The sequence below is a fragment of the Frankia sp. CgJB1 genome, from assembly GCF_977947065.1.
On sequence record NZ_CDWTNB010000062.1, the window covers coordinates 1 to 19,904 of the forward strand.

At 71.8% G+C, this 19,904-nt stretch carries 10 protein-coding genes and 1 pseudogene; 2 read left to right on the forward strand and 9 right to left on the reverse strand.

The window, feature by feature from the left end:
• The 8 genes from AC08OT_RS09395 to AC08OT_RS09430 all read right to left on the reverse strand — a co-directional run bounded on the left by AC08OT_RS09395 (position 1) and on the right by AC08OT_RS09430 (position 12,433).
• Complete coding sequence (locus AC08OT_RS09395) at positions 1-1,470, reverse strand: hypothetical protein (protein ID WP_476602728.1); 1,470 nt, start codon at positions 1,468-1,470, stop codon at positions 1-3.
• Positions 1,467-2,717 (reverse strand): hypothetical protein, encoded by a 1,251-nt coding sequence (locus AC08OT_RS09400; protein WP_476594585.1) that lies wholly within the window; start codon positions 2,715-2,717, stop codon positions 1,467-1,469. The genes AC08OT_RS09395 and AC08OT_RS09400 overlap by 4 nt, the downstream gene beginning before the upstream one ends.
• Positions 2,718-2,732: 15 nt before the next feature.
• Positions 2,733-4,436 (reverse strand): helicase-related protein, encoded by a 1,704-nt coding sequence (locus AC08OT_RS09405; RefSeq protein ID WP_476602729.1) that lies wholly within the window; start codon positions 4,434-4,436, stop codon positions 2,733-2,735.
• The gene (locus tag AC08OT_RS09410) at positions 4,436-6,298 is read right to left on the reverse strand and encodes a Zn-binding domain-containing protein (protein WP_476602730.1); all 1,863 of its coding nucleotides are present in this window, start codon (positions 6,296-6,298) and stop codon (positions 4,436-4,438) included. The genes AC08OT_RS09405 and AC08OT_RS09410 overlap by 1 nt, the downstream gene beginning before the upstream one ends.
• A complete protein-coding gene (locus AC08OT_RS09415) occupies positions 6,247-8,406 on the reverse strand; it encodes a helicase-related protein (protein ID WP_476597075.1) in 2,160 nt (719 codons plus the stop codon). The genes AC08OT_RS09410 and AC08OT_RS09415 overlap by 52 nt, the downstream gene beginning before the upstream one ends.
• Positions 8,366-9,844 carry a DEAD/DEAH box helicase gene (locus AC08OT_RS09420; RefSeq protein WP_476593035.1) on the reverse strand — a complete coding sequence of 493 codons (1,479 nt, stop codon included), beginning with the start codon at positions 9,842-9,844 and terminating at the stop codon, positions 8,366-8,368. The genes AC08OT_RS09415 and AC08OT_RS09420 overlap by 41 nt, the downstream gene beginning before the upstream one ends.
• Positions 9,845-10,186: 342 nt before the next feature.
• Positions 10,187-11,524, reverse strand: a complete 1,338-nt coding sequence (locus AC08OT_RS09425; protein ID WP_476593034.1) for an ATP-dependent 6-phosphofructokinase — start codon at positions 11,522-11,524, stop codon at positions 10,187-10,189.
• A 489-nt stretch (positions 11,525-12,013) separates the two neighbouring features.
• Entirely contained in the window at positions 12,014-12,433 is a 420-nt protein-coding gene (locus AC08OT_RS09430; protein ID WP_476593033.1) for a hypothetical protein, read from the reverse strand.
• 353 nt (positions 12,434-12,786) lie between these two features.
• Here AC08OT_RS09430 and AC08OT_RS09435 point away from each other — a divergent pair.
• A pseudogene (locus AC08OT_RS09435) lies at positions 12,787-17,444 on the forward strand (AAA domain-containing protein).
• A 598-nt stretch (positions 17,445-18,042) separates the two neighbouring features.
• Here the strand turns inward: AC08OT_RS09435 and AC08OT_RS09440 are convergent.
• Positions 18,043-18,714, reverse strand: a complete 672-nt coding sequence (locus tag AC08OT_RS09440; RefSeq protein ID WP_476593031.1) for a hypothetical protein — start codon at positions 18,712-18,714, stop codon at positions 18,043-18,045.
• 682 nt (positions 18,715-19,396) lie between these two features.
• Between AC08OT_RS09440 and AC08OT_RS09445 the strand changes: the two genes are divergently transcribed.
• Positions 19,397-19,904, forward strand: a 508-nt coding sequence (locus AC08OT_RS09445) for a hypothetical protein (RefSeq protein ID WP_476602731.1), incomplete at its 3' end; no start/stop codon positions are given.

A 19,904-nucleotide genomic window follows, 5' to 3' on the forward strand; every position in this document is an offset into this window, starting at 1 on the left:
TCAGGGGCTGCCGAGCTCCGCACCGCCCAGCTGGGCGAAGTCGACCCGCTGCCGGCGGCCCCGGTCATCCGTGACATGGCTGAGCAGTTTCACCGCGGCGAGCAGCCGCCGGTTGGGAAGTTCGAGCCGGCGCAGCTCGTCGGGACGGGCGTCGCGGTCGTCCGCACCGGTCTCGCGGTCGTCCGCACCGGACTCGCCTGACCGGCCCCGCTCGGTCGCCGAGCCGCCCGTGAAGTACAGCCCGCCGAGGGCCGGCAGGGCAAGCTCGGGCCGACCGCCGTCGCTGCCCAGGGCCTCCAGCACCAGGACGAGCCCGCGCCACAGGTCACCATGCTGATCACCACGCCGCCGGAAGGCGATGCGGCGCAGCCGCGCGGTGGAGAAGTAGGAGGCGTACCGCCGCCGGCCCTCGATGATCTGATCCGTGAGGCGCTTGCGGTCGGCCCGCTGCCGCGGCGTCTCGTCCGGTTTCTCCTCGGGAGGCCGGGGATGCAGCACGTCCCGGTCCTCGATGACGAACAGGAAGACCAGCTGGTACACGAGCCGGAGCAGTTCGTGGCGGAACTCGTCGGGAGTCAGCCCGCCGTGCTGACGGCCTGCCGCCAGCATCGCGCGCAGCCCGGGGTTGGCCTCCAGGAAACCGGTGCCCAGCTCCGCCATGGCCCGCACGACGTTGTCCCGCAGCTTGTCCCCGGCGACGATGCCCGCGGCCGCCGCATAGGTGTGCCAGCGTTCCAGCCAGCAGTCCGCCGGGTTCGTCGGCGCCGCGGCCGCCCGATCGGGCGCCTCGAACCGCGAGGCGTGCGCGAAGGCGAAGAGCACCTCGAAATCGGAGTACAGCTCGCCGTCGAAAATGGCTTCGAGATCGAACTCCAGGTAGGAGTGGCCGACCAGGGCCGCCGACTCCCGCAGGATCCGCAGCTTCCGGCCGTTGGAAAGGATCCCCCACAGCCGGTCGTCGTGCCGGTTGAGGAACGCCTGCATCATGCGCTGCGGGGCCCGGTCGCTCTTCGCCGGCCCCAGCCGCTGGTCCAGATCGCGGTTCCAGGCGGCGAGGTGGACGGGAACGTGCCGCCACTCGTGGCTGATGGCATCGTCCTCGCCGAGGTGGCGCACGTGCGCGACGCGGCCGTAGCCCAACTCGCCCAACAGGACCTGCAACCACAGCTCACGGGTCAGCGTGGTCCCCGTCCTCCCCGTCGTCCGCGGGCCCGCCGCCGCGCCCGCGGTCGCCGACCGCTCCTCGGCGGCGAGCCTCGCGCGGAAGGTGCGGTACGCCCCGAGCAGGTACGCCCAGTGGCGGCTGGCCGCGTCGCCGAGCCGTTCCCCGGCCGCCAGGTGATAGTCCTCGGCGCGCGTGCCGGCGAGTTCCGGGTCGGCGTCCCTGACCCGCCGCACCAGGTCCCGGGTGAACAGGCTGCCTTCGAGGCTGACGGAGAGGAGCTCGACGTCCCCGATTCTCAGTGTCATGAGCCGGCCCCGGCCGGCAGGTAGACGTAGACCCCGAGGACGTCGGCCCGGTCGTGCGGGGTGACGGTGAGCCCGCGGCGGCGGCGCAGCCCGGCGACCTCCCGGGCCCGCAGGTGGGCCTCGCGCAGCGCCTCGGCGAGCCGCTCGCCCTGTGCGTCCAGCTCAGGCGCGACGTCGGCGAGCTCGGTGATGGCGCGTTCCGCCTGCCGGCGAACGAACTCGGGCAGGGCGTTCTCCGGGTCGACGGCGAACAGCCGGTCGATGTCGGGCGGCGTCAGCCACTCGCGGTTCTCCCCGCGGCCACGGTAGCCGACCAGACGCGCGTCCTCGGCCACGGTGTCGACGGTCTTCGCCGCGCCGGGCAGCGTCAGATGGAACCGGTAACGCACGAGGAGCACCACCGTGCGCGTGGCCACCGCGGAGGTGCGGAACACCCCGCAGCGCGCCCCCGGCGGGCGCCGCACCGCACCACCCGCCGGGTCCGCGGGAGCGCCCGCCCCCGCGGGCCCGGGATCATCCAGCGGGGCGATCACCCCGGTCCGGTCGTCCAGCGCCTCCTCCAGCACCGCGCGGGCGAGCCCCGTGACCGCCGGGTCGGTCCGCACCAGGGCCCGATGGCCGGGCGGAACCGGCAGGTCGTCGTGCAGAACCAGCCGGCCCGCGCCGCCCGGCGGCACGCGCAGGGCGTCGGTGTAGAGGGGGTCCAGCCCGGTCACGTCGGCGACGAGACCGTCCGAGGTCTCCGTCGGAACCACCTTCACGCCCAGCTCATCGAGGGTGTTCAGGACGAACCGGCGGACGTCGGCCTGGCTGCCGAGGGCTTCCCGCACGTCGTCCAGCACGCCCTGCACCTCGTCCAGGTCGACTCCGCTGTGGGCGTACTTCGTCAGCGTCCGGGACTCCCGCTTGGCGGCGCTGTGCCACTCGTCGGTCACCTCGTCGTCGGTCCGGACGACGTCGAGATCGAGGGTGAGCTGCTCGCCGTCCTTGCGGCGCAGGACCAGCCCTTCAAGCATGGCGATGAGCAGGCTCTCGGCGTTGTCGGGAACCGGGACCGTCACCCCGGTATCGCGGGCGATCCGGCGGTGCTTGCGCAGCAGGACGTCCAGCACGAGACCGTCGATGCCGTTGTCCGCGCCGTACAGGGTGACCGCGCGGACGTACGACTTCCGCTGGCCGAACCGGTCGACCCGGCCCTCGCGCTGCTCGTGGCGGGTCGGATTCCAGGCCAGATCGTAATGGATCACCGCCTGGAAGCTCTCCTAGAGGTTGATGCCCTCGGACAGACAGTCGGTAGCGACGAGAATGTGCCGGCCCGGGGTGGCGGTGGGCCTCTCGATGCGGGCGGCCCGCGCCGCGTGGGGCAGCTCGCCGGTGACGGTCTCGACCGTCGCCTTCTTCCCGAACGTCGCCGTGAGATGCCTGCCGATGTATTCCGCCGTCGGGAGGTAGCGGCAGAACACGATCGGGTCGTACCCGTCGGCCTGCAGACCCTTGATCTCTTTGATCAACGTCGTCAGCTTGGCGTCGTGTTCCTTCCCCGCCAGCTCCAGCTCCTTGGCCCGACCGGCCAGCCTCGCGAGTGTCGCCCGCACCCCGGCGGAGAGGGTGTCGTCGAGCGCACCGGGGGCGACGTCCAGCCCGTCGATCGCCTCGGCCTCGATCAGGTCGTAGGTGCCGGGGCGGCCCAGCGCGTCCGCCTCGGCCGCCGATCCGGCGGCGGCGGTGACCGACCGCGCGGTGAAGGTCGCCGCCGCCGCAGCCGGCGAGGACGCCACCGATCGCAGCAGGGCCAGCGCCGACCACCACCGCACCCGGCGGGTCCGCTCCCCGTCGGGATTCGTGACCGTCTCCCGGGCGAAGGCGAGCACCTCGTCGTGGAACCCGGAGTAGGCCGCGCTCATCCGGTACCCCACGTCGCGGTACTGGCGATCCTCCGGGAAGGGGGTGTCCTGCCCTTGATAGCGGCGGATATCGCGGCGGCGGCGCTGCACGACGTGCCGGGCGAGCTCCTCCCGGCCACGCACGGTGTCCAGATCGAACAGCGCGAGCCGCGGGCTGAGCAGATCCCGGAACGCGTCCTGCTTACCGGAGTGGGGCGTGGCGGTGACCAGCAGGAGGTGGCGGGGGCGGCCCTGTTTCGTGGGACGGTCGGCGATGCCGCGCAGCAGGTCGTAGCGCTTCTGCCCGGCGCTGCTGGACGCGCTGCCGGACGCGCTGCCGGCCGCCGGGACGCAGGTGTGCGCCTCGTCGACGATCACCAGGTCCGGGCAGGACCGCGCGAACAGCGTCCGGCGCTCATCCGTCTTGATGAAGTCCGTCGAGACGATCGTGAACGGGAAGTGTTCGAAGATGGATACTCCGCCCGCCCGGCGCTCCAGGCCGGCGACCGTGGACGTCAGGACCAGCTCGGCCTCGATGGCGAACTTGTCGGCCAGCTCCGCCCGCCACTGTTCGGCGAGCGCGGGTGGGCAGAGCACCGTCAGCCCGGTGGCGTCCCCCTGCACCAGCAGCTCCTTGGCGATGAGAGCCGCCTCCATCGTCTTGCCGATCCCGACGTCGTCGCCGATGAGCAGGCGGACCGGGTCCTGGCGCAGCGCGAGGAGCAGCGGGACGAGCTGGTACTGCCGGGGGGTGACCGCGACGGCGGCGAGCGAGCGCAGCGGGCCGGCGCTCGCGGTGAAGCCGAGCCGCAACGCGGTAGCCAGGATGGAGATGGAACGGTGGTCGCCGGCCGCCGCCGGATCCGGCAGCGGGAAACCCACGGACGTCGCCTCGTCCCGGAACAGCCCGGTGACGTACTCCTCGTCCCCACCGAGCGGCCGCACGACGAGGGAATTCGGGTCGTCGCCGGGCAGGACCACCCATTCGCGCCCGCGGGCCTTCACCAGCGACCCCGGCTCGAAGTCGCGGGTCGGGGTGGCGCCGGTCGGGGTGGGGTGGCGCGGCGTCGAGACGGCCGCCATCAGCCGCGCCGCCCGCGGCCGAACACGTTCGGGTAGTGCGCCACGATCTTCCCCCACTCCGCGTCATACCGGAACCGGACGACCAGCCACCCCAGGTCGGCCAGCCGGTCCTCGGCGTCGGCGTCCCGCGCGGCCGCGTCGGCGGCGTCATGGTGCGGACCGTCGACGAACACGGCCACCGCCCCCGACGGCAGCCGGTAGACGAAGTCCGGCCGCGCCGCCGCGTCCGATACAAGCATTTGCGTCGCGTCAGGTAACCGATAACCCTCTTCGCGGAGGAATGTTACAAGTTGCCGCTCCAACCCCGACCCCGCCCGCTCGCGCAACGCCTCGGCGTGCCCCTCCGCGCCGCCCGCGTGGCCGTGCCGTGGCTCGGTACGGGCCGCCATCAGGGCACGAAGGGGCTCGACCGCGGCATGTCGATCGATGACGGTATGGTCGGACTGATTGTCATAGGAGAGCAGGCAGTCGTAGCAGCCCCGTTCGCAGCGCTCCCGGGCGCCCGGCGCCCGGTCGGTGTCCTCCCCGGTCTTCGGATCGAAATGGACGATGCGCAGCGCCTCCCCCGCCAGCGCCTCCGGCTCGTCATGCAGGCGGCGCAGCACGCCCGCGCCGCCCTCCGCGCTCTCGACGAAGAGCATCCGGCCCCGGCCGTCCGGGTCGGGCAGCCGCTGGGACTCCAGCTCCGCGTCCTCGAGCTGGAACAGCGCCTCGATGCCGCGTTCGAGCGCGTACCGCACCGAGGTCGCCACCTCGTCGGAGACCGGCCGGGCGAGCCGGACGACGGCGATGTTGCGCCGGTCCTCCACGTACGGGATGATTTTGCGGGCCCGCGGGTCGTCGGCGAACTCGTCGAGACCGGACTCCTCCTCCGTGAGATCCCCGGCCCGGAGCTCGCCGGCCCGTCTCTCATTCAGCCACCGGCCGTTGACGGTGTCGAGCCAGTAGCCGACGTCGTTCTTGTCCGCCCGCCGCCGCAGGCCCTGGTTGATGATCCGGATCGTCGCGGTATCGCCGTAGACGAACTCGGCGAGGTCCTCCCCATCCGGGCCGCGCACGTCTGCGGCGAGCCGTCCCGGCCGGACCCCGTGCCGGCTGAACCGGAAGGTGGTGAGCAGGTCGAAACCGGCCCGACGGCGCTCCTCCTCGTCGGAGGAGATCCGTCGGCGATGGGTGGTGGTCACCGTCTGCAGGTACATGAGCCCGGCCCGGCCGCCGCCCAGCACCGCGCCATACTCCTCGCACCGGTTCACGGCCACGTCGCGATGATGCCAGTAGCCGCAGGACTCGCACAGCCGTGCCTCGATCGTCGCCACCGATCCGGGGACGCCGTGCTCCGAGCCGGGGACCTGGACGCTGGCGACCTGGTACCGCCCACCCTCGTGATAGATCAGCGCACCCGGGCCGAACTCGCCGACCGCGATGAACCGGGGCCGTTGGATGTAGGACCCGTCGCCCCGCCGGCTGCCGGGAATGTAGGCGGCCAACGGCAGCCGGGGGAAGGAATAACCCGGTAGGAAACCCTCGGAGGCGAAGTAGCGGTAGGAGTAGAAATCACTGAAGAGCTGCTGGTCGGGGGAGTCGTTGGTGAGCAGGTGCAGGCGCTGCTCGGCCTCGTACCGACGTCGGCGCGCGGCCGCCCGTGCCTTCGACTGGGTGAACCGGTCGAGCACCCGGCGGTTCTGCTCCCGCTGGTCGGCGATCGCCTGCCGGTACATCGCCCGCCACCGGTCGCACGCTCCGTCGAACGCAAGGAACGCCCCGTTCACGACGTTGGGTATCCACCGGTCGTACCACCAGGGGCTGTTCTTCATCTCCTCGGCGAGCACCGCCTCGGCCCGCCGCACCGTGCGGGCCCGCACGGTGCGGCGGGGTCGTCCAGGTAAGCGGCAAGATCCTCCCGGATCGGCAGTGGCAGCTCGCCGCGTGGGCCCTCGGCGGTATCGAGGACGTTGGTGAGGCCGCGGTGCAGGCTCGCGCCGCTCTCGGCGAGCCAGATGGCATGCACGTGCGAACGGACCAGATCCTCGTTCGCGAGGTCGAGCCGGGGCAGGGTCACGCGACCGGCGACCATCAGCTTCGACCGGCGGAAGTAGTACTGGTCGTGCGCGCTGCCGGTGGAACAGTAGGTCGTCACGAGCGCCGGCTGGCCGCTGCGCCCGGCCCGGCCCGAACGCTGCGCGTAGGTGGCCGGGGTCGGGGGGACGTTGCGCATCATGACGGCGTTGAGGTCCGCGATGTCGACGCCGAGCTCCATCGTCGGCGAGCAGTAGAGCAGGGGCAGCCCGCCCTCGGCCGGGTCGCCCCCGCGGCGGAACGCCTCCTCCCGGTCCTGCCGCTGCTGGGCCCGGACCTGGGCGGTGTGCTCGCGGGCGACGATGCCGGCGAGCTCCGCGGCGGCGTGCGAGTACAGATCGCGGAAGAACGGGTTGACCCGTGCGCCGACGGTGTCGTCGACCACGCGGCGCAGCGGGTCCTCCGCGCCACGTCGACCGCTCCCGGCCCGCCAGATGAACGCCGACGCCTTCACCCGGTAGCCCGCCGGGCCCCGTTGAGCCCGCGCGTAAGCCCGCGCGCCGCCGCGGGCCGGCCCGGTGACCATCACCTGCCCGATCAGGCCATGGCGCTCCAGCACCGTGAACAGGTCGTGGATCACGGCCTCGGCGTCGTCCGTCCGGATCCGGCCACGGTGGCGCGGGAACTCGTGCGGTCGGCGCAGGTAGCGGCCGAACGCACCACGACCGGTGACGTGTATGGCGTCCCGCGTGCCTCCCCGGCCGCCCGGGAACGGGTAGGCGGTGCGTTCGAGCACCCGCGGCTCGTCCCCCGACACCGCCCAGACCCCGCGGAGCAGATGGTCGGCTGTCTGGACGATGCGCTCGTGGCCAGGCTGGGTGAGGGCGTCGACGTCGACGGCGAGCGCCCGGCGCATCTCGTCCAGCAGGATGCGGGCGAGCAGCGCCCGGTGCTCGGGATCGTCGTCGCGCAGCAGGGCATGGGTTGTCGCCCACGACGCCTGGTGCTGAGCGATCTCGTCCAGGTCCACGTAGTCGAAGGTGATGAGGCCGGTCTGCTCGAGGTTCGGCATGGTCACCCGCCAACCTCGTTCGAGGTCGGCGTAGACGCGGTACCCGATCGCCGCCCGCAGCGCCCGCAGCACGTTGTCGCGCTGGCTGAACACCGGCTCCTCGATCGCGGAGAACGACCGCATCGGCAGGTCCAGCGCATCGGTGACACGCTCGGCAACCGAGTCGAACCGCAGGCCGGCGGGGCCCGCCGCGCGCGCGGCCCGGTACAGCGCGCCGCGTAGCTGGGTGACCTGCACGAAGTCGTTGAGATGCCCGGCCTGCAGGCTCGCGTCCTGGCGGTTATCGACGAAGGTGAGCAGCTTCTTGGCCCGGGAGTCCAACGCCTTCTGGCGCCGCAGGTTACGCACGATGCTGGTGCTGACCAACGACACGGCCGAGCTGCGGCCCTTGGCGGCGAACGAGGCCAGCTTGGCGAAGTCCTGGGCCCGCAGCTGCTCGTACGAGACCCGGCAGCGCAGGCAGAACCGGAACGGCGCCGGGATGAACCAGGCCGTCATCGGCTCGGACGCCACGGAACCAGACGCCACCGAACCGGACGCCGCGGAACCGGACGCCACCGAACCAGACATGTCACGAAGGAACACGGTGTGCTCGCCGTCCGTCTCGACCTCGCTGCCGTCCGCCGTCACCCGGACCCGGCGCGGCACCTGATCGGCGAGTCTTGGCAGGACGAACGAGTGCCCGTGCTCGTCAGCGTCGAACCAGGTGTCCGGAAAACGCCCTTCGGCAATGGGATCGGCAGGCCAGGGATGATCCTCGCTCACATAGAGATAGCCGAGATCGGCTTCACTTTCAACCGCGACCGACTCCCGGCGGGCGGTATAGCGGCGAGGGGTGTCCCTAGCTGCGCGCGACGACGAGATATTCCTGGCCACATTCACGACAGAAGGCCAGCGGCAGCAGTACCTTGTCCCGCGATCCGGGCACACTCACCTGGTATTGACTGGTAATATACCGGACCATCGTCGGTTCCAGGCTGACGTGGACCGTGTCCCCCTTGGAGAGGAACTGGTGCAGGCGAAAGGCGAACAACGGTCTGCCGTGCTCCGGATGACGCATCGCCGCGCCCTCGACGAGCATGGCCTGAATGGCGCCGGCACAGGTTTCCACCGGGAGATCCGTCCGCTCGGCGAGCTTCTCGGCGGCAGCGGCCAGGGTCGTCGGGTCCTCCCGCACCAGCCGGTCTCCGGGACCGAGAGCCAGACCGAAGGTGTCCTCGACCCAGATCGCCAGCGGATCGCCCGCGAGCCGCGCAAAGGGCTGGGGCCGGCCCCCGCTCGGCGGTGGCGCGCCGGTTGGGTCGAGCGGTACCTGCTCACCGACCCGCACCGGCGGCTCGGCATCGATGACCCGGGCCCGCAACTCCACGTCACTGACCGGTCGCCACGCCGTCGCGCGTTCGAGCGTCTCACCGATGATCCGGTCGGGCCGAACCTCCGCGCCGAACAACCGACCCGCCACGACGGCGACCTCGCGGCGCATCTCCTCGAAGGACGCCTTTCTCGACATGGTGGCCGAGGTACCGACACACTGCATGTCCGGTGCTTCGCACGCGTCCCGTACCCGTCGGGTGAGCAGTGCGACGTCAGCACCCTGACGGCCGCGGTAGGTATGTAGTTCGTCGAGGACGAGGAAACGAAGGCCGGCGGCTGCCCCGATCAGAGCCTGGCGCTCGTGCGGCCGGGTGAGGATATACTCGAGCATCACGTAGTTCGTCAGCAGTATGTCGGGGCGCCGATCCAGGATCCGCTGCCGGGGCTCGGCCGATTCCTGCCCGGTGTACCGGTCGAAGGTGACCGACCGGCCATCCACGGGTATTCCCCATTCGAGATACTTCTGCAACTCGTGGAGCTGGCTGTTCGCCAGCGCGTTCATGGGGTAGACCACGATCGCCGAGATGTGGTTCGGGCGGGGGTCACGGAGGACGGAATCCACGACCGGAACGATGTAGGAAAGGCTTTTACCGGATCCCGTGCCGGTGGTGAGCACATAGCTGCCGCCGTCCCGGGCCGCCTCGATGGCTTCCCGTTGGTGCCGATACAGCGTCAGCGACCGCCTGCCGGGATCGTCGGCATCCCTCTTGATCCGGAAGAATCTGCCGCAGTCGGGGTGCAGCAGGCCCGTGCCGACCAGTTCGTCGACCGTGCCGCCGGAGGCGAACGCAGGGTTGAGCGAGATCCACGGGTCAGGCCAGCGGACCTTCGCCGCCCGCTCTTGCTCGAGATAATCTCTGATCTTCTCGTCGCGAACCTCGACGAGGGAGTCGGTGAAGGCCGCATAGTCCTCGATCAGGCTCCGATGAGTCTGGAAGACCTCCACGTACTCCCTGCCCTCCTACCCGCCAGGTCCGAACAGTGTCCGGCCAGCACATCCAGGTCGGGCGCGGCGGGCCGGGTGCGTCTGTCGACGTACCCTACGGTGATCGGCGCCCACCGTCCGGCATGACGGACCGGCTTCTGCTTCTGGTGGATCCGCCGCCTGGCCTGACCCGGCCTGACCGCGGCACACCGTGGGCTGTTCCGGTGGGTGTCTGTCCAGAGGCCCCGGGCCCGATTCGTCCTTGTGGACACGCACGGCCACACCGGGAACCTTGCCTGTCCAGAGGCTTCGACGTCCCTTTTATCCCTCTGGAAAGGCAAGAGAGGGGGGCTGGCTACTCGGCTATTCGAAGCGGGGCGGCTGGCCGGTCGCCTCGAGGACGGACATCCACAGATCGCCGGCCGGGTCGACCTGGTTGCGCTGGCTGATCGCGAGCGGGATCGGGATGTGGATGAACCGCCGCCGCCAGCGGCCGACGACCATCTCCGTGCGGCCGGACATCGCGGCATGCACGGCCGCGTGGGCGAGCCGGATCGTGTAGACGCTGTCGTACGGGTTCGCCGGCACGCTGCGGATCACATAGCTGGGATCGATGTACTTCAGGTTGAGCTCGATACCCTCGGCGTCGAAGTACTCCTTGATCCGGCGGGAGAGCTCCGGGCCGATGTCGTGCAGCTTGCGGTTCCCGGACGCGTCGGTGCTCTCCGGCTGGCCGACAACGAGCTCCTGGCCGGCACCCTCGGCGACGACGACGACGGCGTGGCCGCGCTCGGCCACCCGGCGACGCACGTAGTTCAGCAGGCCGCCGTCGCCCTCCAGCTTGAACGGCAGCTCCGGGATGAGCACCACGTCCGCGTTACTCTTCGCCAGCGTCGCATAGCAGGCGATGAATCCCGAGTGGCGGCCCATGAGCCGGACCACGCCGAGCCCGCCGGGCGCGGACGTCGCCTCGGCGTGCGCGACCCGGATGGACTCCGCGGCCTTGCCGAAGGCCGTCTGGAAGCCGAAGCTCTGGTCGATGTAGGGGATGTCATTGTCGATCGTTTTCGGGATGCCGACCACGGCGATCTTCTCCCCGCGTGTCTCGGCCTCCCGGGCGATCTGCCCGGCCCCGCGCAGGGTGCCGTCACCACCGATGACAAACAGGATGTTGATGTTCATCCGGGAGAGGCAGTCGACGATCTCGGCGGGATCCTGCTGACCGCGGGAACTGCCGAGGATCGTCCCGCCGTCGTCGTCGATGTTGGCGACGCTCTCCGGGGTGAGATCGACGACGTCGTGGCCGTAGCGGGCGATGAAGCCCTGGTACCCGTTACGGAACCCGAAGATCCGCCGAACCCGGTAGTGCGAGGTCAGCTCCAGCACCAGACCGCGGATCACGTTGTTCAACCCGGGGCAGAGCCCACCACAGGTGACGATGCCCACCCGGGTCTTCGACGGGTCAAAGTAGATCTTCCGGCGCGGCCCGGCCGGCTCGAATCCGGGCAGGTCGTCGAGCGCGACACCACGCGAAGAGATCATCAGGGCAGTGTCGTCGTAGAGGACCTTGTCCGACTCATCGATATAGTGCTGCGTCGTCGGCCGCTCCCCCAGCAGCGGCAGGAGCGGGGAATCAATCCGGCAGACCCCCAGGGTCTTGACCGCCAGATCGGCATTATCCACCAGTATTGGTGCACCCACCGTTACCCGGCCCTCACGTCTCGATCGGCACTACATCAGTCTCGGTGACTTCGCTTCATACTTACCTGGACCAGAGGAGCACGGACGCCCCCGATCATCCCAGGTCTCTCCACACCGAGAGTACCGACCCAAACCACCCACCACGGCCCCGTCGACCGGATAACCCGCAACCTGCGGACGGAAACAATGGCTTCATAGGCGCGAAACCGGCGTAACAACCTGCCAACCCCGTCCCGACTTGTCCCAGGCGGACACCTCCGGGCGATGCGAGCAGGCCGTCCGAGCCGGATAACCCAAACTAGACCAGACCGTACCCGGGTCCGGAGGCCCCGCGACGTTGGCGGCCGCGACGGCCGGGAGACGGTCAGCTTATGCAGTGACCACCATCGCGCGGCGGCCGAATTTGGGGGAGCCAGTCACGGTCCAGGGACCGCAAACCGTGCTCAGGTCCCCCAGATTCGCCGGCCGGCAGCCGGCAGGTCACCGCGCTCAGGACAGCCCGGCCCGGTGCGCGCGTCGCCAGAAGGCACCCCCACCGAGCAACAGCGCCGCCAGTACGGCGAGGACGCCGATCTGCCCACCGGTATAGGAAAGCGAGTTCCCGCGGGGATCCGTCCCGGTCCTGTCCGGGGCGGGGTGCCGAGACGCACCCGTGCCGGCGGACGCTCTGGAGTCCCCATCACCACCACGGCCATGGTCCCCGCCACCGCTGCCGCTGCCGCTGCCGTGGTCGCCGCCGCCGTCGAGAGCCCGGAGCGAGACCTGGTCCGGCACCTCGTCGATGGAACGCGAGCTTTCCGCCACGGAACGCGACGGGCCATCCGCGGGGCGCGAAGCGGCGACCGGAACCGCGGTCAGCACAACCAGCATGCTCGTGAGCACGGCGGCACCGCCGGAACGCAATCCCATGGTGGTTCTCCCCCAGCAACCCGACTCGGCGCAGCCCGACCAGACGACGTCGGACGGTACCGATAGTCACTATGCGTGTCCAGAAGACGACAGGATCGACACGCCGACGGTCCGCCGCCCCACGTGCGTCCCTGGTAGCGGATCAGGCGCCGGCCTCGTCCGGCGTTGGTGTGGCCACGGGCGGAAACGCGCCGCCCGTCCCGGGCAGCCTCCTCGGGCAGCGGTCCGGGCGGGACAAGCCGGAAGCCGGCGATTGTGTCGGAGACAGGTCGTAAGGTCGATCAGGCGGAGGCGCGGACGGCAGCTAGCGTCGCGCCGCCGCGCCCTGACCCAGCCCCCGGCCGAGGAGCCCGATGTCCGCCCGTGATCAGGTCCGTGGCCGGTCGCTTCGGCTCTTGGACTACCTGGCCGCGCTCGCCGCCGAACGGCGCGGTGCCCCCCGTCGCCAGCTCGCCGAGTACGTCCCCGCTCCGCTCCTTCCGGCTGACGTCCCGTCCCATCCGGGGATCCGGTTCGGCCCGACAACGCAGCGGGAGAGCTGGCTGGAGGTCGCCCGGGTACCCCAACCGGCCGCGCCGAGCTGGCCACCCCCGCTCGACCGTTACCTGGCCGGGACGGTGGTGAGCCCGGACGCCCCACCTACCATCCCCGCCCATCTCCTGGACGCGGAGGCCGTCGAGCGGACCAGGGAGCGCGAGCCTCCCGCTCCCGGCGTCCCGGGCGAGGAGCGGGACGCTCCGCCGGGCGCCGTCGCCCTGCTCGACGCCTGGGTGCGTCAGGTGTGGCGGCCGTGGGCGCCCGGGGCACGCGCCGCCCGCGACGCGCGCGCCCTCTACCAGCGCCTGTTCGACCTGCGCCTGCGGCTGCAGCGCGAGGCCGCGACCGTGGAGCTGGCCTGGGGGCACTCGGTGCTGTGCTGGCGGGTCGGCGACGCGACGATCATCCATCCGCTGCTCGTCACCCGCATGGTGCTGACGGTCGATCCGGACTCCGGGGTCATCCGGCTGCATCCCGACGGTCCGGCGAGCCTGGAGACCGAGCCCCTGCATGGCCTCGGCCTCCCCGGTCTGGACGAGATGTCGGCCCTGCGCGACCGGCTGCGGACGGCGCCGGCCGATCCGTGGGACGCCCCGGCCCGGGCCGAGCTGCACCGCCAGATCCTCGCCCCGCTCGGGCTGGACGCCCGCGCGACCACCGGTCCGGTGCCCCCGCCGGGGCCGAGTCCCGTCCTGGTCGACACCTGGGCGGTGTACGTGCGGCCGCGGCCGGCTCTGCAGGCGCAGTTCTACGCAGAGCTGCGGACCGCCCTCGCCGAACGGGACGTGCTCCCCGAGGCCATCGCCGCCGTGGTCGCCGACGACAGGCTCGTCGCCGCCGCGCTCGGCGCGGACGAGCGGGCCGACGGCGCCCACGCCGACCGAGGCCGTGGTCGGCGCGGTCACGACAACTCTCCCGCGGGGCTCGGTGAACGCCTGCTGATGCCGCTGCCGACGAACGCCGACCAGGAGCGAATCGCCCGGCAGCTCGCGGGCGCCCGCGGGGTCACCGTGCAGGGGCCGCCCGGCACCGGCAAGAGCCACACCATCGCGAACATGATCTGCCACCTCGTGGCGCACGGGCAGCGGGTGCTCGTCACCGCGCAGGACGAACAAGCCCTCACGGTGCTGCGCGACAAGATCCCGCGGGAGCTGCGCGACCTGACCGTCGCCGTGCTCGGGTCGAGCCGGGCCGACCTCGACGAACTGCGCGCCGCTGTCGTAGAGATCTCCGGGGCGGTCAGCGAGGTCGACCCGGCGCGGGAGACCGCGGCCGTGAAGGCCCTCGCCGAGGAGCTGGACGCCGCCCGCGCCACTGCCCGCACCCTCGAACTGCGGATGATCGACCTGCTGGCCAGCGAGGCGCGGGAGTTCGACCTGCCGCACAGGCGGGAACGCGCGCCGGAGGTGGCGAGCTGGCTGGCCGAGCGCGCGGACGAGTTCGGGTTCGTCCCCGACCGGCTCGACCCCACCCACGCGCTTCCGCTCAGCCCGGCCGAGCTCGCCGAGCTCTACCGGACCGCGCGCGAGATCACCCCCGCCGACGCCCGGGCCGCCGCGAGCAATCTGCCGGACGACCTGCCGGACGGCGCGTCGCTGCCGGGCGCGGTCACCCTCGGCCGACTGCACGACGAACTCGACGAGATCCGCGCCGGGCTCGCCGACCTCGAACAGGCCGGCCTGTCCGTCGACGCGCTCGACGCCCTCGATGCCGACAGTGCCGACGGCGTCCGTGCCCTGGTCGAGGACACCCGGGCCGCCGCCGACCGGCTGCGCCGGCTGTCGGTCGGCTGGCTCGCCACCGCCCGGGCGCAGTGCGCGCCGTCGGGTGAGCAGGCCGGGTTCTGGGCCGACCAGGCCACGGCCCTCGCCGCCGAGGTCGCCGAGCTGCGCCGCCTGACCACCCTCACCTTCGGCCGTTCCATCGAGCTGCCCACCGGTGACCCGCGGGTCCAGCTGAGGCTGCTCGCCGACCTGCGGGGCCGCTTCGCCGCCGGCCGGGGGATCCCCCGCCTCGGCGGGCGGGAACTGCGGGACCTGCACGACGCGGTGCGCGTTGACGGGCTGGTCGCACGCACGGTGGGCGATGTGGCAATCGTCGAGGCAGAGGTGCGCCGCCGTCAGACGCTGACCGCCGCCGCCACCCGTCAGGCCGCGATCGCCGCCGCCCTCGGCGGCGAGGCCGTCGAGCCCGCGGCACCCGACGTCCTCACCCGGCTCGACGCGGTCGCCGGCGGCCTCGCCGATGCCGTCGACTGGGAACGCCGGGCGGCGCCGGAGCTGTCCGCCCGGCTGCGCGCCGTCTTCCCCGCCGGCTTCCCCGCCGGCCATCGCGCCGGCCATCGCGTCACGACGGCGCCTTCCGACCCGGACACGCTTTCCCACCTCGCCGGCCTGCTTGCCGCGGCGACCGGCCGACGGCACGAGAAGGAGATCGTCGGTGCGCTCGCCGTGGTGGAACGGGCGCTCACCGAGGGAGGCCGTGGCCCGCAGGCCGGCCGGGTGTGGGCCGGCCTGCACGAGGCGCTGGCCAAGCGGGACCTGGCGGCCTGGACGGCGCTGCTCGACGAAAGCGCCCGGCTGGCGGCGCTGCGCCCCGACGTGGAACGCCGGGACCGGCTCGCGGCCCGGCCGCGCGCGGTCGCGCCGCTGTGGACCGACGCCATCCTCACCGGGCAGGGTGACCCGTCGGGCTGCGGTGATCCGGTGCAGGCCGGTGATCCAATGCGGGCCGGCGATCCGGTGCGGGCCGGCGAGGCGTGGCGCTGGCGCCAAGCCCAGACCTGGCCCGACGACCTGCACGCCGACGGCGACCTCACCACGCTCGGCCGTCAGCTCGCCGACGCCTCGCGGCACGTGCGCGCCCTGGTGCTGGAGACCGCGCGTCGCTCCGCCCGGCTGGGCCTGGCGATCCGGCTCGGCGATTCCCAGCGCCGGGCGCTGACCGGCTGGGTGCAGGCACTCGACCGGATCGGGAAGGGCACCGGGAAGTACGCCCCGCGGTGGCGCGCCGAGGCCCGGGCCCACATGCGGGCGGCGATGGGCGCCGTACCGGTGTGGATCATGCCGACGCACCGGGTGATGGAGAGCTTCGAGCCGGGCGCCGACGACCTGTTCGACGTGGTCATCGTGGACGAGTCCAGCCAGTGCGACCTACTGGCCCTCGGCGTGCTGAGCCTGGGCCGCAAGGCCGTCGGCATCGAACGGGCCAAGGTGCATGCCCTTATGGACGCGCACCTGCCCGACGTCGCCCAGCGTTCGCTGCTCGACGTGGAGGCGAGTCTCTACGACACCGCGGCCCGGGTCTTCCCGCGCACCATCGTGCTCAAGGAACACTTCCGCTGCCTGCCCGACATCATCGGCTTCTCCAACCGCTTCTACGACCAGCAGATCCTGCCGTTGCGGGAGGATCCGGAGCTCGCCATCGGCGCGCCGCTGCGACCGGTCCGGGTCCCCGGGGGCGCCCGGTCGCAGACCCGCTTCGGCGACGCGAACCCGGCGGAGGCGCAGGCCCTTGTCGAGCGGGTCCTCGCCTGCTGCGCCGACCCGGCCTACGAGGGGATGAGCATGGGCGTGGTCACCCTGCTCGGCGCCGGCCAGCCCCGCCTCATCGAACACACCCTGGTCGAACGGCTCGGGGAGCGCGAGTTCTCCCGCCGCGACCTGCGGGTCGGCGACCCGTACCAGTTCCAGGGCGACGAACGGGACGTCATCTTCATCTCCGTCGTCGCGGACGACAACCGCTCGGCCGCCACCCGCCGCCGTGACCAGCAACGGGTCAACGTGGCCGCGAGCCGCGCCCGCAACCAGATGTGGGTGTTCCACAGCGTCGACCCGGCCACGCTGCGCGACGACGATGTGCGGCGCCAGCTGATCGAGTACATGTACGCCGGGCAGACCGGACGGCTCGACGCGGATCTGGCCGATCGCTGCGCGAGCTCCTCGCCCGCGGCTACCGGGTTCGCCCCCAGCATCCGGTCGGGCGCTACCGGATCGACCTGGTCGCCGAGGGGGTCGCCGAGGGGGTCGCCGAGGGGGTCGCCGCCGCGCGAGCCACCGCCGAACAAGCCGTCACCGAAGGAGCCACCGCCAAGCGAGCCGCCGCCGCAGGAGCCGCCACTGGGGATGTGGGGCGCTGCGGCCCCCGCCTCGCGGTCGAGTGCGACGGTGACCGTTTCCACGGGCCCGACCAGTGGGAGGCGGATCTGCGCCGCCAGCGGATCCTGGAACGGCTCGGCTGGACGTTCTTCCGGATCCGCGGCTCGGAGTTCTACCGGCATCCCCGGCCGACCCTGGACGCGCTGGTGCGGCGTCTCGACCAGCTCGGCATCCACCCGGTGCCAGTGCCAGTGCCGGCTGGCGAATTTGGGGGACCTGAGCACGGTCTGCGGTCCCTGGACCGTGCCTTGCTCCCCACAACTCGGCCACCTCGGCCACCACGGCCACCAGCCGGCCCGCCGACGGAAGAGTCCTGATCTATCCGTTGGCGGCCCGGGGTTTGGGGCCGGTGGCGCGCATGTTCACCAGTCTGCCAAGCAGGTCGAACCAGAAGGGGGGCGCCGGCGGTGAACGCGAAGCAGGCGATCGCGATGCCGGCGATTTTCAGGAGCCAGCCCTCGACGGAGTCGGGAACCTCCCGTGGGTCGTCGCGGCCCGCGGAGTTGTGGACCCAGCCGATCGGGAAGGCGAGCCCCGAGGCGTCGCGCACCGTCTTGATCATCTGTTCCGTGGCGTCCCCCACCGTGGGCTGGTCGGAGGTGAGGCGGGTGCCGGAGGCGGAATCCCCGGCGGAGCCCCCGGCCGCCTCGCCGGATGAACCCACCTCGGCCTGGGCCGCGGTCACGGCCGCCTGCCGCACGGTGCCGTCCTGCCAGAACGCCCGCGCGAGCCCGATCGCGTCGAGGTTGAACAGGACGGACAGCAGGACCGCGTAGCCGAGCAGGAAGACGGCGATGCGCCGCTTGTACCACCCGGACAGGCGGTCCATCGCGTCGTCGTACCACCGGGCCAGCTCGAGGACGACCTTCTCGCGGTCCCCGCCGGCCTGGACTATCGCCGTGGTCATCGCGGTCTTCACCGGGGAGGGGGCATCGCGGCGAGCCCGTCCTCCACCGTTCCCACGGCTCCGGCCTTGGTGGCGGCGACTAGCGCAGCGGCCACGACCTGCCCGGTGGGGTGATCCACGGGCATCGCGTCGTACAGGGCCTGGGCGGACCTCTCCTCGAGGGCCACATGCCGGGCACCGTCGTAGGCCCGCCGGTACACGGCCCTGGCCTCGTCGGAGACGTGGTCGGGCAGGGTGTCCGGGCGGAGCTGGGACAGCATGGCCCGGGCGGGCGGGTCGACCCGGTCCAGCAGCGCCTGAGCGAAGGCGGTGGACGGCAGGTAGGACGGCAACCGCAGTGTGTGCGCGCGGCGCACCGAGCCCCAGGTCCCGGAAACCGGCGGATGGTCGGCCATAGCCGGCAGGGAGGTGTCGCGGCCGGTGGCGCGCATGGCCAAAAGCGGCCCGCCCAACAGTTCGGCGACGAGGTCCGGACGATCCGCGGGCGGGTCCGCCCCCGGATCGGACGGTTCGGCGGGCCGGTCACCGCCGAGCAGCCGTCGCAGCTCGGCCTCCAGCTGGCGCCCCGGGTAGCGGAACAGAGCGAGCACGGCCTCGTTGATCCGGGAGACGGCGAGGCTGAACGCGGCAAAGAGCAGCGCGAGCCCGATCAGGACATCAAGAGCGGATGAGTCCGGCATAACCCCCCGATTCCGGAGCCCGGGGCACCCGCGCCACCGCCTTCACGGCCGAGGAGTACGCACCGGGACTGTCCTGGGCAGACCGCGCATTTCTACACCTCGGCGCAGAACCGGCACTCAGCGGCATCATCGGACACCTGGTCGAAGCAGGCGAAGATGGGCACCAGACGACCGGGCTGCCCCGCTTCGAACAGCGGGCCATGCTGGCAGGCCTGACCGGCCGGAGAGAACTGAGCCCGCCGGAGGAGCTGGTGGGGCGATCCAGGAGATCTTGGCAGCCGGCGCCGCCGGACTGGAGGGTGTCGTCGCGAAACGACCCGGCTTCCCCTATCGACCAGGCCGCGGTACGTCAGGTGGGCCAGCACCGGATTCTCCGGGAGGAGAACCGATCCCGCGGTTATCCTCGAAGCGACCGCGGCCCGCGCCGCTAACAGTCCCTGAAGACCGGCAGTTCCTCCTGGTGCGACCGTATTCGAGCGACGAATCCAGCGGTGATTCCCGGGTAGCCGGTAAGCGATGCGATGGAATCTTTCATAGCCACGACGGTCTGACCTAGATCCGCCAGTAGCTGGTGATGTTGGGGGTTCGTAGATCGTTGGAACGTGAGCGGGTGCCTGCCGTGCAGGAAGAATCGGGGTTACCACCACCAACCGATGACGTCCTGACGAGAGGCACCCGCCGGGTGAAGAGACTACGCAGATCGACCGGGCCGCGGAAACGGGCCCTGCGGGTTCGGGTCGGGCCGGCGGACCGGTCGCTGACCGGGTTGGCCGGCTTGGCGGCGGTGAGCGAACTGGTGGATCGGCTCGGGGTCGTCGAGACGCTCGACGAGCGGGTCGGGCCGGTCAAGCAGCGGGCGCGGGGACTGTCGGCCGGGGAGTTGCTGGTCGGGTTGGCCACGGCGCAGCTGACAGGGCAGGCGACGCTGTCCGGGCTGGACCGGCTGCGTCTGGACGAGGCGGGCGGGCTGCTGGCGGCGGGCCGTTCGCGCCGTCGCGGACGGCGGCGAGGCTGGCGGCCCGGTTACCCGCGCAGCGCCGGGCCGAGCTGGTCACGGGTCGGCCGACGCTGGACCTGGACTCCTCGGACGTCGAGGTCTTCGGCCGCACGAAGCGCGGCGTGGCCTATACCTACGAGGGGAAGAAGGCCGGCCGGCCGCTGCTGGCGTCGTGGGCCAGGACCGGGCTGGT

Bases quoted from the DNA above. Each gene is read 5' to 3' on its own strand.
- AC08OT_RS09430 (WP_476593033.1), bottom strand. From the start codon at position 12,433: ATGGGATTGCGTTCCGGCGGTGCCGCCGTGCTCACGAGCATGCTGGTT.
- AC08OT_RS09395 (WP_476602728.1), bottom strand. From the start codon at position 1,470: ATGACACTGAGAATCGGGGACGTCGAGCTCCTCTCCGTCAGCCTCGAA.
- AC08OT_RS09440 (WP_476593031.1), bottom strand. From the start codon at position 18,714: ATGCCGGACTCATCCGCTCTTGATGTCCTGATCGGGCTCGCGCTGCTC.
- AC08OT_RS09405 (WP_476602729.1), bottom strand. From the start codon at position 4,436: ATGGCGGCCGTCTCGACGCCGCGCCACCCCACCCCGACCGGCGCCACC.